The organism is Terriglobales bacterium (assembly GCA_035487355.1).
Taxonomy (GTDB): Bacteria; Acidobacteriota; Terriglobia; order Terriglobales; family Acidobacteriaceae; genus QIAW01.
Genome location: DATHMF010000089.1, coordinates 18,744 through 44,241 on the forward strand (window position 1 = coordinate 18,744; position 25,498 = coordinate 44,241).

General features: G+C 55.0%; 30 protein-coding genes. 17 read left to right on the plus strand and 13 right to left on the minus strand.

Annotated elements, in window-relative coordinates; genetic code table 11:
• Positions 1-20 precede the first annotated feature (20 nt).
• From gpmI to VK738_16365, 6 genes are all read right to left on the minus strand, one after another.
• Positions 21-1,628 carry a 2,3-bisphosphoglycerate-independent phosphoglycerate mutase gene (gpmI, locus tag VK738_16340; protein ID HTD24229.1) on the minus strand — a complete coding sequence of 536 codons (1,608 nt, stop codon included), beginning with the start codon at positions 1,626-1,628 and terminating at the stop codon, positions 21-23.
• A gap of 61 nt (positions 1,629-1,689) precedes the next feature.
• Entirely contained in the window at positions 1,690-2,154 is a 465-nt protein-coding gene (locus VK738_16345) for a DUF4442 domain-containing protein (protein HTD24230.1), read from the minus strand.
• Entirely contained in the window at positions 2,151-2,753 is a 603-nt protein-coding gene (locus VK738_16350; GenBank protein HTD24231.1) for a hypothetical protein, read from the minus strand. Before VK738_16350 ends, VK738_16345 begins: the two co-directional genes overlap by 4 nt.
• A 42-nt stretch (positions 2,754-2,795) precedes the next feature.
• Complete coding sequence (locus VK738_16355; GenBank protein HTD24232.1) at positions 2,796-3,638, minus strand: DMT family transporter; 843 nt, start codon at positions 3,636-3,638, stop codon at positions 2,796-2,798.
• 3 nt (positions 3,639-3,641) lie between these two features.
• Positions 3,642-4,955 (minus strand): phosphopyruvate hydratase, encoded by a 1,314-nt coding sequence (gene eno, locus VK738_16360; protein HTD24233.1) that lies wholly within the window; start codon positions 4,953-4,955, stop codon positions 3,642-3,644.
• Positions 4,956-5,097: 142 nt separating this feature from the next.
• Positions 5,098-6,126 (minus strand): zinc-binding dehydrogenase, encoded by a 1,029-nt coding sequence (locus tag VK738_16365; GenBank protein HTD24234.1) that lies wholly within the window; start codon positions 6,124-6,126, stop codon positions 5,098-5,100.
• 233 nt (positions 6,127-6,359) lie between these two features.
• Here VK738_16365 and VK738_16370 point away from each other — a divergent pair, with 233 nt between their 5' ends.
• The 4 genes from VK738_16370 to VK738_16385 all read left to right on the plus strand — a co-directional run bounded on the left by VK738_16370 (position 6,360) and on the right by VK738_16385 (position 9,104).
• Positions 6,360-7,181, plus strand: a complete 822-nt coding sequence (locus tag VK738_16370; GenBank protein ID HTD24235.1) for an XdhC/CoxI family protein — start codon at positions 6,360-6,362, stop codon at positions 7,179-7,181.
• A gap of 134 nt (positions 7,182-7,315) precedes the next feature.
• Positions 7,316-7,921 carry a nucleotidyltransferase family protein gene (locus VK738_16375; GenBank protein ID HTD24236.1) on the plus strand — a complete coding sequence of 202 codons (606 nt, stop codon included), beginning with the start codon at positions 7,316-7,318 and terminating at the stop codon, positions 7,919-7,921.
• Positions 7,902-8,645: a haloacid dehalogenase-like hydrolase gene (locus tag VK738_16380; protein HTD24237.1), complete on the plus strand. Its 744-nt coding sequence runs from the start codon at positions 7,902-7,904 to the stop codon at positions 8,643-8,645. The genes VK738_16375 and VK738_16380 overlap by 20 nt, the downstream gene beginning before the upstream one ends.
• A gap of 192 nt (positions 8,646-8,837) precedes the next feature.
• Complete coding sequence (locus VK738_16385; protein HTD24238.1) at positions 8,838-9,104, plus strand: hypothetical protein; 267 nt, start codon at positions 8,838-8,840, stop codon at positions 9,102-9,104.
• Here the strand turns inward: VK738_16385 and VK738_16390 are convergent.
• On the minus strand, positions 9,079-9,453 hold the full coding sequence (locus VK738_16390) for an iron-sulfur cluster assembly scaffold protein (GenBank protein HTD24239.1): 375 nt from the start codon (positions 9,451-9,453) through the stop codon (positions 9,079-9,081). The two genes, VK738_16385 and VK738_16390, sit on opposite strands and share 26 nt — an antisense overlap.
• A gap of 224 nt (positions 9,454-9,677) precedes the next feature.
• Between VK738_16390 and VK738_16395 the strand changes: the two genes are divergently transcribed.
• Complete coding sequence (locus tag VK738_16395) at positions 9,678-10,520, plus strand: ABC transporter substrate-binding protein (protein HTD24240.1); 843 nt, start codon at positions 9,678-9,680, stop codon at positions 10,518-10,520.
• Between the two features lie 140 nt (positions 10,521-10,660).
• The gene (locus VK738_16400; protein ID HTD24241.1) at positions 10,661-11,092 is read left to right on the plus strand and encodes an NUDIX domain-containing protein; all 432 of its coding nucleotides are present in this window, start codon (positions 10,661-10,663) and stop codon (positions 11,090-11,092) included.
• On the opposite strand, the gene VK738_16405 is transcribed toward VK738_16400, so the two are convergent.
• Both VK738_16405 and VK738_16410 read right to left on the minus strand, forming a co-directional pair.
• Positions 11,061-12,317 (minus strand): CBS domain-containing protein, encoded by a 1,257-nt coding sequence (locus tag VK738_16405; GenBank protein ID HTD24242.1) that lies wholly within the window; start codon positions 12,315-12,317, stop codon positions 11,061-11,063. The genes VK738_16400 and VK738_16405 overlap by 32 nt on opposite strands.
• A gap of 177 nt (positions 12,318-12,494) precedes the next feature.
• A complete protein-coding gene (locus tag VK738_16410) occupies positions 12,495-13,136 on the minus strand; it encodes a hypothetical protein (protein HTD24243.1) in 642 nt (213 codons plus the stop codon).
• A gap of 168 nt (positions 13,137-13,304) precedes the next feature.
• Between VK738_16410 and VK738_16415 the strand changes: the two genes are divergently transcribed.
• The 4 genes from VK738_16415 to VK738_16430 all read left to right on the plus strand — a co-directional run bounded on the left by VK738_16415 (position 13,305) and on the right by VK738_16430 (position 14,749).
• Positions 13,305-13,757, plus strand: a complete 453-nt coding sequence (locus VK738_16415; GenBank protein HTD24244.1) for an ATP-binding protein — start codon at positions 13,305-13,307, stop codon at positions 13,755-13,757.
• Positions 13,758-13,759: 2 nt separating this feature from the next.
• Positions 13,760-14,101 (plus strand): STAS domain-containing protein, encoded by a 342-nt coding sequence (locus tag VK738_16420; GenBank protein ID HTD24245.1) that lies wholly within the window; start codon positions 13,760-13,762, stop codon positions 14,099-14,101.
• A gap of 123 nt (positions 14,102-14,224) precedes the next feature.
• Positions 14,225-14,464 carry a carboxymuconolactone decarboxylase family protein gene (locus VK738_16425; GenBank protein ID HTD24246.1) on the plus strand — a complete coding sequence of 80 codons (240 nt, stop codon included), beginning with the start codon at positions 14,225-14,227 and terminating at the stop codon, positions 14,462-14,464.
• Positions 14,465-14,482: 18 nt separating this feature from the next.
• A complete protein-coding gene (locus tag VK738_16430) occupies positions 14,483-14,749 on the plus strand; it encodes a hypothetical protein (protein ID HTD24247.1) in 267 nt (88 codons plus the stop codon).
• 76 nt (positions 14,750-14,825) lie between these two features.
• Here VK738_16430 and VK738_16435 read toward each other — a convergent pair whose 3' ends face one another.
• The 4 genes from VK738_16435 to queF all read right to left on the minus strand — a co-directional run bounded on the left by VK738_16435 (position 14,826) and on the right by queF (position 18,360).
• A complete protein-coding gene (locus VK738_16435) occupies positions 14,826-15,377 on the minus strand; it encodes a hypothetical protein (protein HTD24248.1) in 552 nt (183 codons plus the stop codon).
• 160 nt (positions 15,378-15,537) lie between these two features.
• Positions 15,538-16,716 carry a glycosyltransferase family 2 protein gene (locus VK738_16440; protein ID HTD24249.1) on the minus strand — a complete coding sequence of 393 codons (1,179 nt, stop codon included), beginning with the start codon at positions 16,714-16,716 and terminating at the stop codon, positions 15,538-15,540.
• The gene (locus VK738_16445; GenBank protein ID HTD24250.1) at positions 16,713-17,957 is read right to left on the minus strand and encodes an MFS transporter; all 1,245 of its coding nucleotides are present in this window, start codon (positions 17,955-17,957) and stop codon (positions 16,713-16,715) included. Before VK738_16445 ends, VK738_16440 begins: the two co-directional genes overlap by 4 nt.
• A 4-nt stretch (positions 17,958-17,961) precedes the next feature.
• Positions 17,962-18,360: a preQ(1) synthase gene (gene queF, locus VK738_16450; protein HTD24251.1), complete on the minus strand. Its 399-nt coding sequence runs from the start codon at positions 18,358-18,360 to the stop codon at positions 17,962-17,964.
• Between the two features lie 331 nt (positions 18,361-18,691).
• Between queF and VK738_16455 the strand changes: the two genes are divergently transcribed.
• The 7 genes from VK738_16455 (at position 18,692) to VK738_16485 (ending at position 25,466) form a co-directional block, all read left to right on the plus strand.
• Positions 18,692-19,921 carry an efflux RND transporter periplasmic adaptor subunit gene (locus tag VK738_16455; protein HTD24252.1) on the plus strand — a complete coding sequence of 410 codons (1,230 nt, stop codon included), beginning with the start codon at positions 18,692-18,694 and terminating at the stop codon, positions 19,919-19,921.
• Positions 19,922-19,976: 55 nt separating this feature from the next.
• A complete protein-coding gene (locus tag VK738_16460) occupies positions 19,977-20,918 on the plus strand; it encodes a tetratricopeptide repeat protein (protein HTD24253.1) in 942 nt (313 codons plus the stop codon).
• Between the two features lie 147 nt (positions 20,919-21,065).
• Positions 21,066-22,433 (plus strand): TolC family protein, encoded by a 1,368-nt coding sequence (locus VK738_16465; GenBank protein ID HTD24254.1) that lies wholly within the window; start codon positions 21,066-21,068, stop codon positions 22,431-22,433.
• Positions 22,434-22,545: 112 nt separating this feature from the next.
• Positions 22,546-23,019 (plus strand): hypothetical protein, encoded by a 474-nt coding sequence (locus VK738_16470; protein ID HTD24255.1) that lies wholly within the window; start codon positions 22,546-22,548, stop codon positions 23,017-23,019.
• A 155-nt stretch (positions 23,020-23,174) separates the two neighbouring features.
• Entirely contained in the window at positions 23,175-24,662 is a 1,488-nt protein-coding gene (gene hpnJ / locus VK738_16475) for a hopanoid biosynthesis associated radical SAM protein HpnJ (protein ID HTD24256.1), read from the plus strand.
• Positions 24,663-24,708: 46 nt separating this feature from the next.
• The gene (locus VK738_16480) at positions 24,709-25,083 is read left to right on the plus strand and encodes an EamA family transporter (GenBank protein HTD24257.1); all 375 of its coding nucleotides are present in this window, start codon (positions 24,709-24,711) and stop codon (positions 25,081-25,083) included.
• Positions 25,080-25,466 (plus strand): EamA family transporter, encoded by a 387-nt coding sequence (locus VK738_16485; protein ID HTD24258.1) that lies wholly within the window; start codon positions 25,080-25,082, stop codon positions 25,464-25,466. The genes VK738_16480 and VK738_16485 overlap by 4 nt, the downstream gene beginning before the upstream one ends.
• Positions 25,467-25,498 lie beyond the last annotated feature (32 nt).

A 25,498-nucleotide genomic window follows, 5' to 3' on the forward strand; every position in this document is an offset into this window, starting at 1 on the left:
GACAGACTTAAATTAGACGTTCAATTTTTTAAAACTCGTAAATCATTACCGGTCATATCTTTAGGCTCGGATATATCAAGCATCGCTAGTATTGTTGGTGAGATGTCTCGCAGGGCTCCATCGGGACGCAAGGAGTATTGCTTTGCATCTTCGCTCACCAGGATCAGGGGCACGGGATTGGTGGTGTGCGCGGTATGCGGACCACCGCTGACGGGATCAACCATCAGCTCGGCGTTGCCGTGATCGGCGGTGATGAGCATTGCACCTCCACGCTGGCGCAGCGCGGTATGAATGCGTCCCAGGCAGGCGTCTACGGTCTCGACGGCTTTGACTGTGGGCTCAAGTTTCCCGGAGTGGCCTACCATATCGGCGTTAGCAAAGTTCACGATGACGACATCGAAGGTTGCATCTTCAATCGCTTTGACGACAGCGTCGGCGATGCCCGAGGCGCTCATCTCAGGTTTGAGATCGTAGGTCGCAACTTTTTGTGAAGGGACGAGCACGCGGTCTTCTCCAGGAAAGGGTTGCTCGACGCCACCGTTGAAGAAGTACGTAACGTGGGCATACTTTTCTGTTTCTGCCACGCGCAGGTTGCGCATGCCAAGATTGCCCATGACATTAGCCAGGATATTATTCAACGACTCGGAAGGCACGACCACCGGCAGGGTGAATTTCTTGTCGTACTCGGTCATGCAAATGTATTTGAGATTTTTGGGAATGCGGCTGCGCGGGATGGCGGCATCGAGCGCTTCGGCGTCGGGCAGGTCGCCGCCGGCTTCTTTGCTGATTCCACTTTCCCGGGCGAGGCAGCGGGCGATCTGACGGGCACGATCGGCGCGGAAGTTGAAGCTGATACAGACATCTTCGTCGCGGATGGATGCTACCGGTTCGCCGCGATTATCAATGCAGACAAAGGGAACGATGAATTCATCGGTGACGTCTTTGTTGTAGGAGTCTTTAATTCCCTGCACCGGATCCACGTAACGTCCACCCTCGCCGCGACCTTCGACCATGGCGGAGAAGGCTTTATCTTCGCGCTCCCAGCGGCGGTCGCGATCCATAGCGTAGTAACGGCCGCTGACGCTGGCCACTTTGCCGCCGAACTCGCGCATCTTCTGCTGGAGCTGCTGCAAGTAGAGGACGCCGTTGGTGGGCAAGGTGTCGCGGCCATCCATGAAAGCATGGACGAAGACGCGGTCCACACCGTTTTGCTTGGCCATCCGCAACAAGGCATAGAGATGGTTCTGATGTGAGTGCACACCGCCATCGGAGACCAAACCAAATATATGCAGGCGGCGTCCACCGCTGCGCGCGTGCTTGATGGCATCGAGAAGAACCGGATTGCTGAAGAACTCTCCGTTCTCGATCATGACGTCAATCTTGGAGATATCCATGGAGACGACGCGACCGGCGCCGATGTTAAGATGGCCGACTTCGCTGTTACCCATTTGTCCGTTGGGCAGGCCGACGTAGCGTCCGCTGGTGTGAATGAGCGTGTTCGGAAAATCACGCAGAAGCTGATCGTAGTTCGGTTTGCGCGCCAGGGCGATGGCATTGGCCTTGGTTTCGGCGCGAAAGCCCCAGCCATCAAGAATGATAAGAACAAGAGGTTTGGGTCGGGTTGGCATTTGGATTCAGTGAAGCTCGATTGTAAAGGAATTTTTCGGCAGTTTCAGGCGGTACCAGGCTTCAGCTTGATATTTGATCCTTCTTTCGGACGTGCAGCAGCTTCTGGACCTCTGCGATAACGGCGCCGGATTCATCTTTGACCTCAACCATGAACGTTCGTTCTATCTTCTCTTCGGTTTTCAGTGCCTGCCTGATCTCTTCGATCTGCTCGCCGGACAAGTGGAAAATGGCGGAAACTTTGCCTTTACCGGGCTTGCGGAAGCGGATGCTGGCGGACTTGTCCCAAACGATGTAGTCCCGCCCCAAATTCTCGATCAGCATAAGCATGAAAAACGGATCGGTCATGGAATACAGCGAGCCTCCATAGTGGGTGCCAACGTAATTCGAGTTCAAGCGACGGAGCTTCATTTCCACCGCAATCTCTTTCCAGTCGGGCTGCAGGCGCTTTACCCTGATCCCCGCGCCCAGAAAGGGCGGCCAAAGATTCATTAGCATTCGCATGTGGCGTTTCAAGGCTTTCTTCACAATATGCTCCTGCTGAAGTTAGCAGCTCTAATCAATAGAACCAACCCTGCCACGAGGGCACACGCAAACAGCAACTGAGTAAGCATCAAGCTCATGGCAATGACCGACCAAAGCCAGAAAGAGAGCCGATCACGCGCATTGGCCGAGGGCAATGCCTGATCTAATTTAAGTTGCCCACGCAACGTGCCAACCTCAACATCTAACAATGACTCTTGAAACACGCTGGAATACAGGTTCAACGAATGGCGTCCGCGAATGAACGCCGCATATACGCGCCGGGGCGCGAAGAGCTCTCCCATGGCGAGTGCACCCAGATTCAATTGCCATGCCGCGTAATAGCTCTTGCAGCCGGAAGCAATCTCCCAGGCCGCGATTTCAGCCTCTCCGGTCAGGCTGGTATCGTATTCTGTCAAGATGTGGTGGATGTCGTGCAATTTGACCGCTCTCACGCGGGCCTTGGTGTTGGGGAAATAGATAGGAAGCGGGCCTGCTTGAACCTTGACCCATTTACTGTTGTATCCGCCATCGCCGAAATTGTTGGTTTGAAAATATTGTGCGCGAGCGTCGCGAACCGTAAGAGTTGGAGCATAGCGGGGCATGCGGAATTTCTATTTCATATTTTACTTTGGTGAGACTGAGTTCTAAGCTGCGATGAACGGGATTGCCACCAGCACAACCCACATACCTGCAGTTTGAATGCGATTCATCCGCTCCTTCAAAATAGAACGCGCCAGGATCACAGTGACCACGGGATACAACGATGAAAGCACGGCGGCGACATCGAGCCTGCCGACTTGCGTGGCCATCATGAAGAAGCCGTTGCCCAGGGTATCCAGAATTCCAGTAAGGGCGGCGAGGGGCAGGAGCCTGGCCGGCGGAAGACACGACTCGCGAGTGAAAAGACAAAACACGCACATCAGAAGTGCAGAGGCAAGACGCGCCGTACACAGAGGCCAAAGCACGGCCGAAGCGCTGGCCAGCTTCATGCAGGTGAGAAATCCGCCAAAGCCTAAGCCAGCGATCACAGCAAGACCGATGCCCACGGGACGCTCATGCAGACTTTCTGGCTTAGAGACAAACACAATGCCAATGATGGCAATCACAAACCCCAAGAGCTGGAGTTTGCCGGGTCTGCCTTGCAGCAGAATTCCAATTGCAACCGGAAGCGCGGCCGTAATGACCGCCGCCACGGGAGCGTTGATTCCCATTTTCCCCACTGCGAGCGCGCGGTAAAAGGCGGCGAGGCCGATGCTGCCAAGGAGGCCTCCGGCGATGGCCCACAGGAGCGAATGACGATCGGGTATGGCCTCGTGCTTCAGCAAGGCCAGCGCAAGCACCAAAAGGAAGCCCGTACTATGCGCAGCCACGACGAGACCAAAGACACTGGTGCGCTTGGCGGCGATGCCACCGCTAAAATCTCCTACTCCCCAGGAGGCGGCGGAGGCGAGACTGAGACCTACTGAAGCGAATTGCGTTGGAGCCAAACCCTAAGCTCCTGCTTGAGAGGCGAGATCGCCGTTGCAGTTCAGCGCTGCCAAGCCGGGGAACCTGACGGCATTGCCCAACTCTTCTTCAATGCGGAGCAATTGGTTGTACTTGGCGACGCGGTCGGTGCGTGAGGCAGAGCCGGTCTTGATCTGTCCGGTGCCGGCACCGACGGCAAGATCGGCGATAAACGTATCTTCGGTTTCGCCGGAGCGGTGCGAGGCGACAGAGGTGTATCCGTTGCGGCGGGCCATCTCGATGGCATCCAGGGTCTCGCTCACGGTGCCGATCTGGTTGACCTTGATCAAAATGGAATTGGCAACATCCTCTTCGATACCCCGGGCCAGGCGGTCAGTGTTGGTGACAAACAGATCATCGCCTACGAGCTGAATCTTGCCGCCGATTTCGTGAGTCAGCAACTTCCAGCCGGCCCAATCATCTTCAGCCAGTCCGTCTTCGATAGAGACAATGGGATATTTGCTTACCCAATCGGACCAGTAGCGAACCATCTGCTCGGAGCTGTACTCACTCTTATCCGACTTTTTGAAAATATATTTGCCGTCTTTGAAGAATTCGCTAGCCGCGGGGTCGAGCGCAATCGCCACCTGCTTGCCAGGTGTGAAACCTGCCGCCTGAATTGCTTCCACAACTAGCTCAATCGCTTCTACGTTCGACTTCACCGAGGGAGCGAATCCGCCTTCATCGCCCACGCCGGTATTGTATCCGCGCTTCTTGAGCACGCCTTTCAGGGTATGGAAGATTTCCGCGCCCCAGCGCAGCGCCTCAGAAAACGAAGGAGCGCCCACGGGCATGACCATGAATTCCTGAAAATCAACGTTGTTATCGGCATGCGCCCCGCCGTTCAGAATGTTCATCATAGGAACGGGCAGAGTGCGCGCATTGACTCCACCGATATAACGGTAGAGCGGCATTCCCAACGATGCAGCAGCGGCACGGGCTGCGGCCATGGAAACTGCCAGCAGAGCGTTGGCACCCAGGCGGGCTTTGTTTTCGGTGCCGTCGAGCGAGATCATCTCTGCATCGAGGGCGCGCTGGTCGGTGGCGTCGAAGCCGCCGAGCGCGTTGGCGATCTCCGTTTCAATATTCTCCACCGCCTTGAGCACACCCTTGCCCAGATAACGCTTTTTATCGTTGTCGCGTAGCTCAACCGCTTCGTGTTCGCCGGTAGAGGCTCCGCTGGGAACGGCGGCGCGTCCTAAAGTTCCGTCGCTCAGGCGAACTTCCGCCTCTACTGTAGGATTGCCGCGTGAATCAAGAATCTCGCGGCCATGAATGCTTATGATGGAAGTGGCCATTTTTTTAGTCCCTTAAATAGTTTTAAATGAAACCTTAATTATAAAGCAGTGAGTAGTGCTCAGTACCCGGTACTCAGTACTCAGAAATTAGCTTTTGGCTCTGTTTTGTTCATGCGCTTCCTGGCAGGATCTGCACGTGAAACTACGGAATGAGCACCACTTTGCCGAATTGGGAGCTGTTTTCCAGATACTCGTGGGCGGCGCGGGCTTCTTTCAGAGGAAAGCTGCGGTCGAGCACTGGCTTTAGTTTCCCGCTGAAGATGTGGCGCAATACTTCGTACATCTCACCCATGGTTCCCATGTAGGAACCCAAAAAGGAAAGCTGGCGGGCAAATAAGAAGCGGATATCGAATTTAGCTTCGGTGCCGGTGGTGGCGCCGCAGGTGACGAGTTTGCCTCCGGGTTTCATGGACTTCATGCTCTCCATCCAGGTGGCTGATCCGACGTGCTCGAAGACGATATCCACTCCGGCGCGGCCGGTGATTTTCTTGACCTCTTCGGAAATTGTCTGCTTGTAGTGATTGATGCCAAAATCGGCGCCAAGTTGGAAGCCTTTGGCCAGCTTCTGCTCGTCACCGGCTGTGGTAATCACCGTAGCGTTGAAGAGCTTGGCAATCTGGATGGCAGCACTGCCTACACCCGACCCCGCTCCCAAGACGAGAACAGTATCGCCGGGCTTGATGGCGCACCGGCCCACCAGCATGTGCCACGCGGTAGTAAAGACCAGAGGAACACTGGCTGCCTGCTCGAAGGTAAGCTGTGCGCTCTCAGGAACAGGAACCACGTTGACACGGGACACCGCGATGTATTCGCAGTTGCCGCCGTCGCCAGAGTAACCGAGGACGCTGAAGTCACGGCAAAAATTCTGGCGTCCGCCGACGCATTCGACGCAGTGGCCGCAGAAAGTCATGGGAGCCAGCAGTACACGCTCACCAACTTTCAGGTCTGTGACATATTCGCCCAGTTCGGCGACCTCGCCGGCGATGTCGCTGCCATTGATATGCGGCAGCTTGATGCCGGGCAGTCCTTTGCGAATGAAGAGATCAAGATGATTCAGGGCACAGGCCTTGACCCGAATGAGTACATGGTCTTTGCGAAGCTGCGGGTCGGGGACATCTTCGTATTGCAAGACCTCAGGACCGCCGAATTGGTGGAAGCGGATTGCTTTCATTTTGCTCCTAATTTCGCTCCTAGAAGAAAACGACATTATAGAGCAGGCGGCTAGCACTCAGCTCTAAGTAGCCTGTAGCTGTTAGCTGTTAGCTTTTAGCTCTTAGCTTGGAGACGCAGCAAGCTGCGTCTCTACGATAGAGTCTCTACGATAAAGCGTTTTGGTTTCTCGGCTGTGAGTCTCACGAGAAGCGGCCTTTCGGCACTTCCCTTTCCAGCGATACAATTGAAGACGTGATCGATATCTACGAAGAGATCGTCAAGCTGAGGCGCGAGGGGCGCAAAGCTGCGCTGGCCACTATTATCAACGTGCGCGGCTCGATTCCCTCTTTCCAGTCGGCCAAGATGCTGGTGCGCGATGATGGCTCGATAATGGGAACGGTAGGCGGTGGCTGCGTCGAGGCCGAGGTCTGGCAGGCGGCGCGCGAGGTCATCGAAAAAGAACGTCCGACCACTCTTACATTTAATCTGAATCACGACCCGAAATACGACACCGGGCTGGTGTGCGGCGGGACGCTGGAAATTTATGTCGAGCCGGTGCTGCCGACTGCGTTGCTCTACCTGTTTGGGGCGGGCCACGTCGCGGTGAATGTTTACAAGATCGCGCTGCAGGCGGGATTTGACGTTATTGTGATTGACGACCGTGAATCCTATGCCAATCGCGAGCGCTTTCCTGAGGCCCGCGAGATCCATGCCGAGGATTTTGAGAAAGTTTGCGCCCAGTTTATCCCCAACGAAGGCGACTTTATGGTCATCGCCACGCGCGGACACCGCGATGACATGCGCGTGCTGCGCTGGGCGGTGGAGACCCCTATCCGCTACCTGGGCATGATCGGCTCGCAGCGCAAGTGGATTGCGATTTGCGACGAGCTGGAACGCGAAGGCATTGCCCGCGAAAAACTCGACCGCGTGCACTCACCCGTGGGCCTGGATATCGGCGCGATTACGCCGGAAGAAATTGCCGTGGCCATTGTGGCGGAGATGATTGCTATCCGGCGACATGCGGAGGCGGGTGTGAAAAGGAAACGTGTGGAGCGTAAGGTGATTGGAACCTAGCTCCCAGCTCCAAGGAAAAGCAACTGCTTACCGCGGATTTCACGGATAACGCGGATTAGTAATTCATCGCAGAGGACGCAGAGGATTTTTTAATCCGTGCTCAGCAGGCATTCTCTCTGGTAATCTTCTAAGTCATGGCACGATCACCGAATTTTGCCGGCCTGATTCTGGCTGCGGGGGATTCTTCACGCATGGGCCGCGACAAGGCCCTGCTTCCCTGGCGGGGTAAAACATTCCTGGCAGCGGCCATAGAATCGCTGGCTCCGCATACGGAGTTGGTAATCGTGGTAGCCGGCAAAAATTCCGAGTCGCTGAAACCGATTATCTATCCTTTCGCTGGGGTCTATCTCGTGGAAAATCCCACGCCTGAACTGGGACAGTTTAGCTCACTGCAAATCGGATTGCGCGAGGTGTTGAATCACGGCCGCGATGCTGCCATTGTGACTTTAGTGGACCGGCCTCCGGCGCAACCTGCAACCGTGGAGAAACTGCTGGACCGATTTTTGCAGGTCGTTCCGTTGGGCTGGTGGGCGGTGATACCAGAGTTCAACGGACATCATGGGCATCCCATCGTTGTAGGCCGCGAGATGATCGAGGCATTCCTGAAAGCGCCAGCCTCCTCTACCGCACGCGAGATCGAGCACTCGTTGCAAAAGATCATTGACTACTTCCCAGTCAGTGACCCGGCGGTGACTACAAACATCAATACGCCCGAGGAATATGAACAACTTCAGCGATAAGAGGGGCCCTATTCCCATTTCTGAAAAAGTTATTTCCCTTTCTGAAAAAGCTACTAGATTTATTGATGCCATCGTGGCGCTGCGCCCGGCGATTGCCGTATTCGATTGCGATGACACGCTGTGGAAGGGGGATTCGGGAAAAGGTTTTATGGATTGGGAGATTGAAAATAAGATCGTCTCCGATAAAGTGGCCGCCTGGGCCCGGGTGCGTTACGCCGAGTACGTGCAAGGTAAAGTCAGCGAGGAAGACATGTGCGGCGAGATGGTAGCGTGGCATAAGGGGACCGAGATTGCTGTGCTGGAAGACGCTGGAGAGCGCTATTTCGTGGAAAGGGTGGAAAAGCAGGTTTTCCCCGAGATGCAGGAGTTGGTGGCGCGCCTGATCAACGCGGGCTGCGATGTCTGGGCGGTTTCCTCAACGAATGAATGGGTGATCCGCGCCGGCGTGAGTCGCTATGGCATACGCGCCGACCACGTGTTGGCGGTGAGTCTTGAGAGTAAAAACGGAATTGCAACAGAAAAGCTGATCCGGGTGCCGACGGGTGAAGGCAAGGCTGTGGCCGTGCGGCAATTCATCGGCGGGCAGGTAGACATGGTCTTCGGAAACTCAGTTCACGATGCCGCTATGCTGGGGCTGGCGCGGCACGCGTATGCTGTTAATCCCAATCCTGATCTGAAGCGGATTGCGCAAGAGCGGGGATGGACGATCTACGAGCCGGATTGAAGAAGCAGTCAGTACTCAGCATTCAGCACTCAGCCCCGATACCGCTTTCGTGACTACGGGGGGCGCCCCGAGTTCAAGGTGGGCCAACAGCTCGCCGAAACGAATCCCGAACCAGTAGTGAAAACTCCACGACGAGCTAAGGTTCCGGAACGTCCTGATCCGCAGGACAGGCCGCGCACATCGAATAGGCCTATGACACCGAAGGACCGGAGTCTTCAAGGCACACAAGAACAATTAGAAGGTATGGAACAGTATCAGGAGGACAAGGTAAAACAAGGAGCTGGAGCTGGTGAACGAGATGAACAACCGGGAGGCTATGGCGTCAGCAAGAGTAAGAGTGACCAGGCTGCCCAGCAGCGTCGCGGCAAAATCAGAAGTTTGAAGGACGCAGTGGAAGACGAGAAGCAAAGGAACGCAGAAGAGGACGTCACTGTTATCTTGTGTCGTTTGATCTTTTGACGTTAGCTATGGCGGCACGAAGGGTATCAATGGCCAGGGCGGCGGCGTGATTTGATTCGGGATTCAATCCACCTAAACCGGCAGTAAGGTCTTCGCTGCTGAGTTTTTTTGCGTAATCGAGAGTCCGATTGGTGACCAACTCAGTTAAAAGTGACCCGCAGGCGATGGAGGCAACGCATCCTTTGGCGCGAAAGCGGGCTTCAGTGATGTATCCATCCTTGAGTGTCAGCGTGAGGCGCAGCACATCGCCGCACACGGGGTTTTCCAGTTGCGCCGAAGCCGTGGGAGCAGGCAGGTCGCCCGCGTTGCGGGGGTGTTCGAAGTGATCGAGAAGTTGAGGTGAGTACATTATGAACGACTTACGGCACGAATAAAGAGGCTGCGGAAAAGCATCTATTTTGGCGCTCCGCTTCGCTGCGCGCATGCCTGCGGCAGCGCGGAAGTATTAGTTTCCAGCAACTTACGGCACAGCTAAAGCTGTGCCCCTCCGAAAGATCGCGCGCAAATTGAGTTTTTCAGCAAGGTCTGAAGTCATGCCCCCATCCGGAAGCTAATTTACATTATTCTAGCTGCATGCATTCTAATTACATTCCGCGACGGGTGGTATCGTTGCAGCCCAGCGCCACGGTCACGCTTGAGCGCCTGGGGCTGCTGGAGCGCGTAGTAGCCTGCACCAAGTGGTGTGGCGATGTTTGTCCACAAATCGCCGATCAGGCCCACACCATTGTTGCCGACTCGTGGACGGCCAAATCGGCAGATATTCTCGCCGCGCGTCCTGATCTGGTGATTGCTTCGGTTCCTTACCAGGCAGAGGCAGTGGGCGAAATCCTGAAGGCCGGAATCATGTTTCTGGGGCTGGCGCCACATTCGCTGCATGACATCTACACCGACATCGCTGCCATAGCCCGCATCATGGGAGAGCAGGAGGGCGGGCAGAAGGTTATTGGCGAGATGCAGGCGGAAATTCAACGGATCAAAACTACAGCCGAGGACGGCTGTGCCACACTTTTTTCTGAGGGCTCCGCTGCCCAGCGGCCTTTGGTTTTTTGTGAGGAGTGGGGCAAACCCGTCATTCATTCGCAAACCTGGGTAGCGGAACTGGTGGAAGCCGCTGGAGGCAAGTTCCTGGGCACCGCGGGAAGCAAAACCGATGCGGAGACCGTTAGCGCGGCGGATCCTGATGTGATGGTCATGGCCTGGTGTGGTGCAGGAGACCGGGTGCCACTGGAAAAGATCATCGAGCAGCGGGGCTGGGAAGGTTTAGCAGCCGCGCGGGAGCGCCGCATCTACTGCGTGCCCGACGAATTTCTTAACACACCCGCGCCTACGCTGATGGATGGATTGCATGCGCTGGCAGGAATTATTCATCCGGAGATATTTCCTGCGCACCCGAGAGTGAGGCGGATTGAGCATTGAGTCATTGAATCATCGGGTCATTTGGTCATTGAAGAATTGAGGAATCGGGTAATTGTGCAATTCAATCATTCCCTCCCCTCCTGTTACACTCACAAAATGCGTTTCGGAAAAATCCCAGCTTGTTGGATGGAGGCCGCACGATGAAGCAAGTGGTGGCGGCGCTGATCCTGGGCAATGACGGCAAGCTGCTTATCTGCCAGCGCACGAAGCACCAGTCTCTACCGCTGAAGTGGGAGTTCCCCGGAGGCAAGATCGAACCTGGAGAGCAGCCACGGGAGGCCCTCCGCCGCGAGTTGGAAGAGGAGCTGGGAATACAGGCACAAATAGGCGAAGAGGTAGCCCGCGTTCGGCATACTTACCAGAACGGAAATGTAGTTGATCTGCGCTTTTACCTGGTGCGTGAATACGATGGTAAATTGGTAAACCGGATTTTCCGCGACATACGCTGGGTTGAGCTTAAAGAGTTGCCGGGGTATGACTTTCTGGATGCGGACATTGGCCTGGTACACGATCTTGCAAGCGGCAAGTTATCGCTGCCGGCTATTTCTTCTTCATCGTCCGCAGAATTGTAATCACCATATCGGCGGTGATGATGCCGGCGAGCTCTCCTTTTTCATCTACCACGGGCAGGCTGAGCAAGTTGTATTTGTCGAAAAGCTCCACAACCTCGTCTTCGCTGGTTTCGAGCCGGCAGGAGATCAATTCAGGAGAAGAAATTTCCTTCAACGGAGTGGCTGGCGGCGCAATCGCGACGCTGACCAGGGGCACGGTGCCGACCAATTTGTTGGACTCATCCACCAGGTGGAGTGTGCTTAGAGTTTCTCTGCTGCCCTCGAAGGTGTAGAGGGCCTGGATAGCATCGGCAGCCGTGGCCTGGGGCCCAAAAGAAAGGAGGTAGGTGGTCATGCGACCGGCAGCAGTGTTTTCCGCATGCTCCAGCAGCTCTTCCACACTCTCGCGCTCTTCCGGTTCCATTTCCTCCAGAATTTCTTCGGAGGTTTCTTGCGACAGATCGGCAAGCAGGTCGGCGGCAGCGCTGGGGTCCATTTCTTCTACGATGTTGGCGGCACGGTCGTAATCCAGCGACTCCAAGATGGAAACTTGCATTTTAGGATCAACTTCTTCCAGAGCCCCAGCAGCCACTTCTTCATCAAGGGTTTCAAAGACAGCTTCGCGCTCGGCCGGGGCCAAATCTTCCAGAATGTCGGCAATATCCGCAGGATGGAGCTTGGAAAGACGAGTATGCTCGATGCGAAGTTTGACCCGGCGTGCCGGGTCGGTCTCGATCAGATCAACGAACTCCCAGGGAATGATGCGAGGAGGAATTTTTTCAAGTAAAGGCCGCAACGCAGGCCAAGGCACAACACCCTTGAGCAATCGCCGGACAGCGCCGCGCGCGCCTACATCAACGCCGGTGACTTTCAGCGCAATGTGATGATTGACGGCAACCGGCTCCAGATCAACATCGTTGACGCGTACAACCTTACGTCCGTGGACGTCTATGATCTGCTGGTCGAGCAGGTCGCGCTCCAAAAATAAATATCCTTCCGGACCCTTTCCGGAAAATTCCTGCCAGCCGCTGGAAGCAAGCGAAGATCGCAAGGAACGGCTTTCGACCGATTGCAAGGCATCGCGCAGAAGAAGACGGTCACCGTGTTTGGTGCGCACTACGATGCCGGCGATGCGGACCGGATCTTCCTGAGGAGAAATCGCCAAGCCACGCACACGACCAGCAACCGCGCCCGAAGAGTCTACTACGGGCGCGCCCAGCAGTTCGGTGAGCGCAACATTGGCCATGATTTAAGGATGCCTTGATTTCAGAATACCGTGGAGCGCAGCAAGAGGCCAGCTATTTTCGATGAATTAGATGGGTACCTTGAGGATTGAGCGATTGGGTCATTGAATCATTTAGTCATTGGGTTGGGTCAATTACCAAGCTTACTTAATGACTCAATGGTCCGATGACTCAATGACTCAATTCTTCTCTTCCACCACCAGCTCGCCGTTTTCGATGTGGACGCTTTTGACAAAGTCAGGCAGTTTGAGCTGCTCCCGGTTTTCGGGTTCGGCGAGCTTTTTCTGGAGGACATCATTGACAAGCGAAACCGGAACGATGAAATCGCCCACTTTAAAGCCAGTGGGATCGAAGGTCACATAGCCATCCTTGCTGCCCAGGCGACCAGAAACCGTAATGTAAACATCCTTGCCGTAGAGGTTTGTAGTAAATTGGCCAGTAACCTGGTCGCCATGAAAATTTACATCCACGGGATGAACGGGTGTGTTTTCAGCGACTTGGGAGTTAGGCGTTAAGTTCGGAGATTTTTGCTGGCTGGCGGCAGGCGAGGTTGTTCCGGAATCTGGCTCGGCAAGCTGTTGGGAAAAGGCCGCTGATATTTCATCGGACGTGAAATGGGCTTGTGTGTTTTGGCCACTCGACAGTTCATTCAGCTTCCGGTTGAACGATTCTGCCTGTTCCTTGGTCTCTTGCGGGGTCATGGGAAGCGAAGGGCGCGAGGGCCGGCGCAACATCATAAAACCGACCAGCACCAAGGTTCCCATCACGACCCAGAGGAAAATCTTGTAAAAACTAACAAAAAGGTTGGGTTGCCTAGGCATAAAGTGCATTCTAGTGCAGTTTTTCACGGGGAATACCGTAAAATAAACACTCAGCGTTGACATTTAAGAGTTCGACAGGCAAACTGTCGCCTTCCACCTACTTTGCAAGATGCAATTGGGTTTAGACAGTTCAAACAAATTGCCGGTTCAACAAGGTTGACAGCAAACGTGAAAATAGCCGGAAACCGGGTCTCGTACACGCTGGACTCCACACTCGAGAGCGTGAATCGTGCCGAACAGACCGCTGAGAACATGGCGGCCAGGGCGGGTTTCTCCGAGGACGACTGCCATCGTATTTCGATGGCGGTGCGGGAGGCGGCAGTCAATGCCGTACTGCACGGCAACGCTTACGATCCGCGCAAGAAGGTGCGGGTTGCGTTTGAGAATACCGGAGAGGCGCTGGTGATCACCATCGCCGATGAAGGCCCGGGGTTGTGCGAGAAGGATGTGCCCAACCCACTGGCGCCGGAAAATTTGCTGAAGCAATCGGGGCGTGGTATTTTCCTCATTCGATCTTTTATGGATGACGTAAAGTTCCGCACCCTTGAGCCCGGCACCGAAATTACTTTAATCAAGCATGTTCCCGGAAACTCGGCGGGACACACGGAGGAAGCAAAGTGACCATGAAGGCCAGTACGCGGCAAGTAGACGGCGTGACCGTCGTAGACCTGAGCGGACGAATTACGCTCGGCGAAGGCAGCGTTGTGCTGCGGGATACGGTGCGCGATTTGATCTCCCACGGGGACAAGAGAATCCTGCTGAACCTGGGAGACGTTACCTACATTGACAGCTCAGGCATCGGCGAACTGGTGAGCGCCTTCACCACTGTCCGCAACCAGGGCGGCGAGCTGAAGTTGCTCAAGCTCACCAAGAAAGTCCATGATCTGCTGCAAATCACCAAACTGTACACCGTCTTCGACGTCAGGGACGACGAAGCCCAGGCCATCGCGTCATTTAAGAAATAATTGAGTCATTGAACCATTGAGTCATCGGGTGATTGGGTCATTGTGTAATTTGGTAATTGTGCAATTCAAAAATTACTTCAATTACGCAATTACCCGATTACACAATTATTCAATCCGATTTTCATGCGCATTACCCGCCTAGACCGCACTCAAGTTGACGCCGAATCACAGGCCGTCTATGACGACTTCATGAAAGAACGCGGCAACGTGCCGAACATGTTCCGCAGCGCCGCCCACCGGCCGGAGATCATGCGCACCATGGTGGCGCACTTCCGCGCGGTCATGAATACCGGCACGGTCACCAAGAAATTGAAAGAACTGGTGATCGTACGTACTACCCAACTCAACCGCTGCGAGTATTGACTGGCCTCTCATACCGTCTTGGCAAGACGGCTGGGCTGGACGGACGATCAGATTACGAATCTCACAGATTTTGAGAAGCGCTCCGACTTCACGGAAGCAGAGAAAGCGGCTTTGCGCCTGACGGAACGCATGACCCTGGACGCACACAAAGTAGACGAAGAGTTGTGGAAGCAGTTGCGTCAACATTTTGACGAGGGTGAAGTCGTGGAATTGTGCGCGGCCATTGGGCTGTTCAATTATTTCAACCGGTTCAATGACGCGCTGCAGATGGAACCAACGAAGTAGGAAGCCCGAAGGAATAAACCGTAGTAGCAAATAAGTTCACCGACACATCCATATTGCCGAAAGGATGCATCAGCCGCTATTTGCTCTCTACACTCACGAGGAAACTATACGTATTGGTGGCTCCGGCCTTCGAAGGCCAATCGCCCTCCGCGCCTAAGAGAAACACTGTTGCCTGGTCAAAGCGGTAATCGATCTTTGCGCTGGACATCCGCGGCACACCCCAGGCGTGGGCCAGGGATTTTGGAAACCCGTCTACGGGTAGCGGGGTACCCTGCGGATATAAATCGAAAGATGCGTCCGAGTTTCCACTCCCTACTGTGATTGAGATATGTAGCGTGCCTCCATTCACAAACCGGCTTGCATCCAGCCTGATAAGCCGGTACTTGTGTTTCCCATCCCCCGGGGCGATGAGAGTTCCCTGGCCGGAAAAACTTTCACCGGGAACCAGGCGGACGGTCGTGTCGGGATTCACACTGACGTCATCGCTGGTAAAGACTTTGGTGGGGGAAGATCCGTTCTTGCCTTGTTGCTTGCGGACCTTGCGTGCGGCGTCGCCCAGCGACTGTCCGCAGCAGACACTGCCGATCAGCAAGAGGATGGACAAAATTCCTGAAGTGAGTCGCTGCATGAAAACCTCCCACGATTACTCCGCTCATTCGTTAGGCCCACGATGTGCGATCCGCAGCCCCAAATTTTCCATAAACCTGAGGCGGGGGCTGAAAAGGCCAGCTTTCGATGAGAGGCTAACAAAAATCTTCTGGAATCGCCATCTTTTAACCCCATACTTCTCACACCAGCCCTTTCTTCAACTCTTCCAGCGGATACTTTGTTCCCCGCCAGGTGATGCCACCGGTCCACTGGGTCACACAAGCTGAGCGCAGCATGGCATAAATCACCAGCACGGTCCCCACCGGATGAGTGAATACATAGAGCGGTGAGATAGGAGCGTGGAAAGACATTGCCACATAGAAACAAAAGATTGCGGCCAGGGCCAGCAAGAAGCCTGCTTTGCTCCATCCGGGGGCCAGTACCGCTCCGGCATAGGGCAGCAAAAAGAAAAAAATCATTGCCAGGATGATGAGCAGCGCTCGCCACCATTGAAATTCAACAAACGCAAAAAAGTTCTTGGTGACGTTGCGGACGAAGCCAAAGGCCCCCACAATCCAGCGGATACTGATCAGACCGGGGCCGAGGGCGCAGCGCTGGGTAAACCCATTTTCTTTGACCAGCTTGCCCAGCTTCATGTCTTCAACTACCTCCATACGCAGCGCGCGAAAGCTCCCTATCCGCTCATAGACGGAGCGGCGGACCATGTTGAATACTCCTCCGCCCATGTACTGGCGCGAGGTGGGATCGGCTGCCTTCCAGGGACGATATCCCAGGACCATAAAGCTTCCGAATAAACTCATCATCATGCGCTCGCCCGGACTGCGCATTTCCATTTCAGGAACCAAAGTGAGGTGGTCGGTGCGTACGGCTTCGGCATAGGCGAGGGCGCGGCGCACCGAATCGGTGCGAAAAATCACATCGGCATCTGTAAACAGCAGCCAATCACCGCTGGCCTGCTGTGCTGCCTTCCACATGGCGTGCGGCTTGCCAAGCCAGTTGGCGGGAAGTTCGGCAATATGAATCACGCGGAGTTTGCCATTGGAAGCCGCAGCAAGGCGATCCATGATCTCGCCGGTGCGGTCGGCGGAGCGGTCATTGACAGCGATGATCTCGTAATTCTTGTAATCCAGATGGAGCAGCGATGTCAGCGCCGATTCGATGTTCTCCGCTTCATTCAACGCTGGAACTATGATGCTCACTCGCGGCTGGAATATTTGCACGTCCCACTCAGGCTGGCTGATATTGGCGATCTTGCGCATACCCCATGCGGTCTCGATCAGCCGCCAGGACCACAGAAAGCCGAGGATGCCCCCGGTGATCCAATAAAACCAATCGGCGTGGAACGCATGAAAGATCATTTGGAACCGACGTCGGCGGGGATTGCTTCCTGGTTGATGGGGACTGCAGGCGCAAAGCGCATGCCGTAGAACAAAACCGCGCCGGAGAATGCACATGCGACCATGGCGGGGATAAAGGCAATCGGTAATGAGCTGTGGTCGGAGATGAATCCCATTAGGGGCGGCGAGGGGATGTCTCCAAGAATGTGAATCACAAATAAGTTTACTGCCACAGCGGTTGAGCGGATGGGTGCGGACACGGAATTAACCAACGCGGCATTGGCCGGGCCGGAGTTGGACATCAAGAAGAATATCGAGAGCAACACGGCCGGATACATGAGAATCCCGGCGTGGAAGATGGCCACGATCATGAAAGGAATGGCAATCAGCACACTCCAGGCCGAGAGCCGGTAGTAAGCCGCCTTATCGCGACGCAGCATCCAGTCACCCAGCCAGCCGCCTAACAGGGTGGCTATTACGCCATCGAAGAGGACGATCCCGCCGAAGATCAGATTGGCTTTGGTAAGGGGGATACCGCGCACGCGCGAGAGAAAAGTTGGCATCCACTGAGAGATTCCTCCGATGGCGAAGGTGAACATGGCCATCCCCAGAGAGATGGTCCAATAGGCGGGATTGCGGATTAATCCCAGCACGGTGGCGCGCTCCGGGGTGGCATGCAGGCGATCAGCGCTGCCCCGCTGCGGCTCGGGCATCAGCATCACCAGCAAGGCCAGGAGGAATCCGGGCAGGGCGGCAACTAGAAACGGCGCCCGCCAGCCGTGCGAAGGCCCGAGAGCGCCTCCAAGCAGATATCCACCGGCAGCCCCCGCCGGGATCGCCATGTAAAGAACTGCCAGCATGCGTCCGCGGTGGTGCTCGGGAAAGAGATCGGAGACCAGCGACGGAGCAATGACAACAAAGCTGGCCTCACCGATGCCGACCAGAGTGTGCCGCACCAGCAAGGCCTGATAGGTGTGCGTTACAGCGGTCAGTAAAGTGGCGCCGCTCCATACAATGGCCCCGCCCGCTACCAGCCATTTACGCGCGTAACGATCGGCTAGGATTCCCACGAATGGCGATGCAGCCACATAACAAAAGAAAAAAACTCCAGTCAGCCAGCCCATATCGGCATCACTGCGGTTAAATTCTTTTTGAACCAGGGGCTGCACGGCGGCGAGCACGTAACGATCCACGTAGTTAAAAAAATTCAGGGCGGTCAATACTGCCAAGGCCAGGAAGGGATAGAGTTTGCTCTCTCGCATGAGGTTATTTTTTGGGCCGGGGATACCGGGCTTCAATCGTAGTCCCAATGCCGCCGCGCGGACGAAACTCCCCGCTCACGACTGCCCAAACTGGCTTGGAGGCCCGAACTACGTCATCGAGCACGCGGTTCACAATGTTTTCCTGAAAGATACCCAGGTTGCGGTAGGTGAAAAGATATTCTTTCAGCGACTTCAGCTCCAGGCAGAGTTTGTTGGGCATGTAGCGGATATTGAGCACACCGAAATCAGGCAGTCCGGTCTTGGGGCAAACCGAGGTAAATTCGGGGACATCCACCACAATCTCGTAGCCAGAAAACTGGTTCGGCCAGGTTTCTATGTCGGGAAACTTCGCGTCTAACCCGGCAGCGGCATGCTCAGGGGTGTAACGGGGCGCTTTAGGCATGTTTTCTATTGTAATGGCGAAGTGTAGGGGAAGAGTGCAGGCCTGACTTCTTTTTGACATGTCGACATGCTTATCGATTCGTTAAGGAGTTTTTCCGACAAAAAAAGGGACTTAATGCACGATGCATGCATCTAACAATAAAAAGCTTACATGCCATTTACGTCTACTTGATTGAAGAGAAAAACCAATTTGGGGCGGGTGAGCCCAGCCGTGCTGGAATCAAAAACAGGAAAATGTAAAGGCGCGTCAGATATACTGAATTGTTTCCCTCTCAACATGCTCCCAGCCAGCCCAGAGCATGAATTTCGGGAAAACGCCAAGGAACCAGGTATTGAGTAAGCGGATTTGGACCATTATTGCCGCCGTGGTTGTGGGTGTGATCATCCTCGCCGCATTCATGACATCGTCACGCGGGGAGCTTCCTGTGCGCACCGAAACGGCACGGCGCGAAACCATCATCAACACCATCCAGACCAACGGAAAGATTGAGCCCATCCAGAACTTTGAGGCCCATGCGCCGGTTGCAACTACAGTCAAGAAGCTGCTGGTCAATGAAGGGGACACGGTAAAAAAGGGAGAGCTTCTGCTGCAGCTTGACGACGCCGATGCCCGCGCCCAGGCCGCCAGAGCGCTCGCCCAAATGCGCAGCGCTGATGCCAATTTGATTGCTACACACACTGGCGGCACACACGAAGAGGTGCTCTCGAACGAGGCAAGTTTGGTGAAAGCGCACGGTGACTTCAGCTCGGCGCAAAGAAATTTAGACGCCATGAGGCGCTTGCAGCAAAGCGGCGCAGCGTCACCGGCGGAGGTTTCTGAGGCAGAGAACCGGCTGCAAACCGCCCAGGCACAGGTAAATCTGCTGGAACAGAAGCTCAAGGAACGATACTCCCAACCCGAAGTACAACGCGTTTTCGCACAAAAGATAGAGGCAGCGACTGCTTATAATGCCGCAAAGGATATCCTCGACAGTTCGAATGTGCGTGCGCCGCAGGACGGAATCGTTTATTCATTGCCGGTGCGGCAAGGGCAGTATGTCAATGCCGGCGATCTGCTGTTGCAGGTAGCCAATCTCTCTAAAGTCCAGGTGCGCGGCTTTGTGGATGAACCCGACATCGGGCGCCTGCAAACTGGACAGAAGGTCTCCATTGAGTGGGATGCCATTCCCGGGCGTATCTGGGAGGGCAAGCTGACCCGTGTCCCTACTACTGTAATTGTGCGGGGCACACGCACTGTGGGCGAAATCAAGTGTGAAGTGGACAACGGCGACGGCAAGCTGCTGCCGAATATCAACGTCAACGTGACCATCCTGACGGCACACGAGAACAATGCGCTTACCGTCTCGCGAGAGGCCATGCATCAGGAAGACCATGTCCATTTTGTTTATCAAATTGTGGATGGCAAACTGAAACGCAAGGACGTGGAAACTTCCATTTTCAACCTTACCCGCATCCAAGTGGTGAAAGGACTCGATGACGGCGCCGAGGTGGCCCTGGGCTCAACCAATGGCACGCCCCTGCAAGCCGGAGTCTCAGTTCACATAGTGCAAGGTACGAATTAATTTTTATAACTTCTTAAAACCAATGAAAAGAAACTTATTAATTGTCGCTCTTATAATGGCTGGCGCCTTTGTAACCAGTACCAGCACTTTTGCCGCTGACGCCATAACCCGCGAAACGCTGGCAGACGGACAGATCAACGACGTTATTGCCACATTGAAATCGCATACCCAATCTTCTCCTCAAGACGCTGAAGCTTTTCATCTGCTCTCGCATGCCTATTTCGAGCTGGAACACTGGGATGACGCCATTAATGCCGAACAGCAGGCGGTTGCGCTGGCGCCTGACAGCAGTGAGTATCACCTCTGGCTGGGCTGCTCTTACGGCAACAAGGCCGAGCACTCGAGTTGGTTTACAGCGTTGCGCTATGCGCGTCGGACACGGGAAGCATTTGAAAAGGCAGTAGAGTTGGACGAAAAAAATGTCGAGGCGCGCCGTGACCTCTCTGAGTTCTACATACTAGCACCGGGGTTCTTAGGTGGCGGCAAAGATAAAGCTTTCGCCCAAGCCGAGAAGCTGAAGGATACCGATGCAGCAGCATCGCACTGGATCAAGGCACGGGCTGCGGAAGAAGACAACAAGAACGACGTGGCCGAGACGGAGTACCGCGCCGCCATCGCGGCTTCTGCCAATCCGGCTGCGGAATGGCTCAGTTTGGCGTCGTTTTACCGGCATAAAAAACGCTATCCGGAGATGGAAGACGCCCTCAACAAGGCCGTAGCGGCTGATGACAAGAAGCCCAGCAACGTGGTCTTTGACGCTGCTTCACAATTGCTGCGTGCAGGACGCAATTTTCCTCTGGCGGCCAGCCTTGCAAACAAATATATCTCCGAAAAAGTGCATGCTTTTGATGCGCCTGTGTTCCAGGCGCATTTCCTGCTGGGGCAAATCCTGGAAAAGCAAGGCGATAAAAACGGGGCCATCGAGGAATACAAGGCCGTTCTGGCCGTCGCCGGCGACTATAAGCGCGCTCAGGACGCTCTGAAACACTTGAAGTAATATTCCGTGATTAGATTCTGTAGGTTTTGTGTGGGCAAGATCCGATGCCCACGCGACGCCGGCGCTACTGAAGGAAACCGGGCGCACAGGCCCCGGGCCTTGTTATACTTCCAGATTCCTTAGATTCCAATAATTTAGGTGATGGTGATGCGAGTCACATTGCGTTTTTCAGTTTGCTGTCTGGTTGTTCTAGCCGTTCTAACATGCACTGCCACGAGTTTGAAAGCGGCGGAACCCCTGGCGTTCCGCCACGCCGTTGATCTGGCGTTGCACCACAGCACCACCATGGCCATCGCCTCGGCTGACCAGGCGCGGGCGCATGCAGCAGTCCAGGCAGGACGCAACCTGTTTCTGCCACGCGTGGAGGCCGGCTCCGGCGTTGCCTACACCTACGGGTATCCACTCAGCCTTGAAGGCTCTGCACCCACCGTCTTCAACGTTACGACACAACAGTTTCTCTTCAATCCCTCACAGCACGAGTTTCTGCGTTCGTACCAAAGCGAGTGGAAGGCCACGACTTTTACCTCTGACGACAAAAAGAACCAGGTCATTCTGGAAACGGCCACAGACTACATTGAACTCGATACTGTCACCTCGATGCTGAGCATTCTGCAGCAGCAGAACGAAGCAGTCCAGCGCGCCGAGCAGGTGGTCGGCCAGCGAGTCAAGGAAGGCGTGGATAGCGAAGTAGAGCTGACCAGGGCCAAGCTGGCCAGCGCCCGCGTGCGCATGAAAGCGGCGCAGGCACAAACCACGGCTGACCTGTTGCGGGAGCGGCTGTCGCAGCTTACAGGATTACCGGTCGCAGAGATCCAAACCGCATCCGAATCCATTCCCAAGCTACCCGGGGTGGATCAGAACGAGGACTTGATGGCGAGGGCCTTAGAGTATAGTCCCGCACTCAAGGGAGCAAACGAACATGCAGAGGCCAGGCATTTCACCGCCAAAGGCGAACACAAAGCGCTCTATCCCAGCATTGATCTGGCCGGCCAGTATGGTTATTTCGCCAAGTACAATCACTTTCAGGATTACTTCAGTGGGACCAGGAAGTTCCGCAGCAATAATGCCGTGTACGGCATGGTGATCCGCATACCAATCTTCAATTCTGCGCAGAAGGCACAGGCAATGGCCGCTGACCAAGAGGCGCTCATCGCCAGGAAGCAGGCAGAAGATGTAAAAGACCAGGTCTCCTCCGACACGCTGAGATTGCAACGCTCGCTTCGCCAGCTTGCCGAAGCGAAGGAGGTAGCGCGGTTGGAACACGAACTTGCCCAGTCCGACGTGGAAGCAGCCCAGGCGCGGCTACAGGCGGGAACAGCTACGATCAAAGACGAACAGCAGGCACGAGTTCATGAACATGAGACCTATATCAATCTGCTGGACGCCTCTTTCACTCTGGATAAGACACAGATGGAATTAATGCGCTCTACAGGCGAGCTGCAACACTGGGCAATCGCTCCGGACACAACTACGCCGAATAGCCCTCCCAGCACGACTACACCCAACCATCCCTAAGCCGGGTCTTTATGAATAAACAGCAGGGTGAATCAACAGCAGGATGACTGAACAACAGCGTAAGCGAAGTGGGTCTGACTCCGCAGATTACGGAACAGAGTTGGGAAACTTTGTGCAACGGATTGTGACCACCATCAAGCCGCGCCTGGCCGTCGAGGACCGCGGTGATGACGGATTTACTCTCGCCCTGGCTCGAGGTTTGAGCGAGAACGGGTTCGGCAAACTCATTACCTGCGACTCAGACGCAACCCGGTGCGCGCAAGTGCAACAAGAGGTTGCGGCGGCTGGCTTCACGGCCCTGGTTGAGGTGCGCAATCAACCGGTTTTGGAAAGCAAAATTGAGGGCAATATTGACCTGCTCTTTAGTTCTACTAACTACAGCTCTGCCAACTACGAACAGGTAGTACAGCGATTTCTTCCGCAGATCAATCCTTTCGGACTTCTGCTGCTGCACACTAGCGAAGGCGATTACGAGAAGGCGCGTGAATTCGCCCTGCGACTGGATAGAGAAGGAATTCTCTCGGTAGTGCTTTTGCCGGCAAACTTAAAACTGGTGATGGCGCAGAAGAGGAGTGGAAGAAAGTGAAAGAACAGTTCTCGGTTCTCAGTTCTAATTCAGGACAGGTTCAAAGCGTTCAGGATATCTACAGGGCCAAATGGCATTCATACTATTAATAAATTTTATTTTCATTTCCTTTCAACCATGCCGTTACAGATGTTACTATTAATAGTTTACTTATTATGCCTCTCAAGACACTGCTCTTAAATCCGCCGTCTTTCGAGGGTTTTGATGGGGGCGCAAGTTCGCGCTGGCCTGCAACCCGCGAGATTGAATCATATTGGTATCCGGTCTGGCTGGCGTATCCGGCTGGAATGCTGGAAGGCTCGCGTCTGCTGGATGCGTCGCCGCACCACGTCTCTGCCCAACAGACCATCGAACTGGTCAAAGAATATGAGTTCCTGGTGCTCTTTACGAGCACTCCGGGGTTTAAGGGCGACTGCGCCCTGGCCGCTGCGATGAAAGACGCCAACCCCAAGCTCAAGATTGCCTTTGTGGGCCCGCATGTGACCACGCTCACCGAACAGTCGCTGAACGACTGCCCGGCCATTGATTTTGTCACCCGGCGGGAGTTCGACTACGCCGTGGTCGATTTCGCCAATGGCAAGCCGCTGGCGGATATCCTGGGAATTTCTTATCGGGTGAATGGCAAGATTGTGCACAATCCTGACTGCCCAGAGGTCACCGATCTGGACGCTCTGCCTGATGTGGTGGATGTCTACAAGCGCGATCTCGACGTGCACCGCTACAATGTGCCGTTTCTGCTGCATCCCTATCTTTCGTTCTACACCACGCGCGGCTGCCCGGCGCAGTGCACGTTCTGCTTGTGGCCGCAGTTGCTCAGCGGGCATCCGTGGCGCAAGCGCTCTACCGACCGCGTGGCGCGCGAGATGGCCAAAGTAAAAGAATACTGGCCCGATTTGAAAGAAGTCTTCTTCGATGATGACACCTTCAACATCCAGAAGGCGCGTACGGTTGAGCTGTGTTCCAAGCTCAAACCCCTGAACATGACGTGGTCATGCACCTCGCGAGTGACTACGGACTACGAAACCCTTAGAGCGCAAAAAGAAGCGGGATGCCGCCTGCTGATTGTGGGATACGAATCCGGCAATGCGCAAATCCTGAAAAACATCAAGAAAGGCGCGACCATCGAACGTGCTCGTGACTTTACGCGCGACACCAAAAAACTCGGACTGACTGTGCACGGCGATTTTATTATCGGTCTGCCGGGAGAGACGCGTGAAACGATAGAGCAAACCATCAAGTTTGCCAAAGAGCTCGACGTGGAAACCATTCAGGTATCGCTGGCGCATGCATATCCCGGCACCGAACTATTCGATTTTGCCAAGAAGAACGGTTTCATCGTTAATGACCAGCAGATGGTGGATGAGGGCGGACATCAACTGGCCCAAATTGAGTATCCTGGCCTGCCGCGTGAAGAGGCCCTGGAAGCTGTGCACCGCTTCTACGATGAATACTACTTCCGGCCCAAGGCAATTTTCCGCATCGTGCGCAAAGCCGTGTTCGATTCAACCGAACGCAAGCGGCTCATTAAGGAAGGCAAATCGTTCATGAAGCTGCGCGCAGCGCGCAAGAAGTATGTTGCAGGACGTCGCAATACAGAAGCCGCAGGCAGAAACACCGAAACCGCTGGAACCGCCGAAGCATAGGAACCCAGGCTCCTTGACCCTTCACCGGTACCTGATACTGGCAGCAATGGTTGTCCTCAGTTCTGTGGGAGACGTCTGTCTCTCGCGTGGCATGAGGAACATCGGCGCACTCTCGGTTGGAGACTTTCGCCGTCTGATACCCGCCGTGTTCAGCCCGTGGGTAGGAGTGGGAGTATTGCTCCTGCTCGGCTTTTTTGCCGCCTACTCCATTGCCCTCTCCTGGGCGGACCTGACCTACGTGCTTCCAGCATCTTCTATCGCCTACGTGCTGGTGGCCGTACTGGGATGGCTCATCCTGCATGAACACATCACTCCTACGCGCTGGGCAGGAATTCTGCTGATAAGCTGCGGCGTCGGAATTGTGGCCGGCGGGCCCATTGCGACCCGGCGCCATCATCCTGCGGAGGAACCTCATTCATGAGTTCGCAAACCGCATATACCTGGGGCTCGATCGCACTCATGGTGACCTGCTCAACGGTGGGTGATGTGCTCATTTCGAAATCTATGAAGCACGTTGGCGATATCGGTGAGCTGCGAAAACGCGCCGGCCTGGGCACGGTAATACGGCGGGTGGCAGGGACCAGTACTTTTTGGATTGGGCTGTTCTTTATGATGATTACGTTTTATACGCTGCTCTTCGCCCTCTCCCATGCCGATGTAAGCCTCGTAGTACCCGCCACAACTTCACTCACCTTTGTGACCAATGCCGTCGCCGCCAGATTCTTTCTGCATGAAAACGTAGACGGCCGCCGCTGGGCCGCCACCGTGTTTGTATTTGTTGGGGTGGCGCTACTGGCGAGCTAGTTCTCAACTCTCCAAATAAACGAAATCTGAAT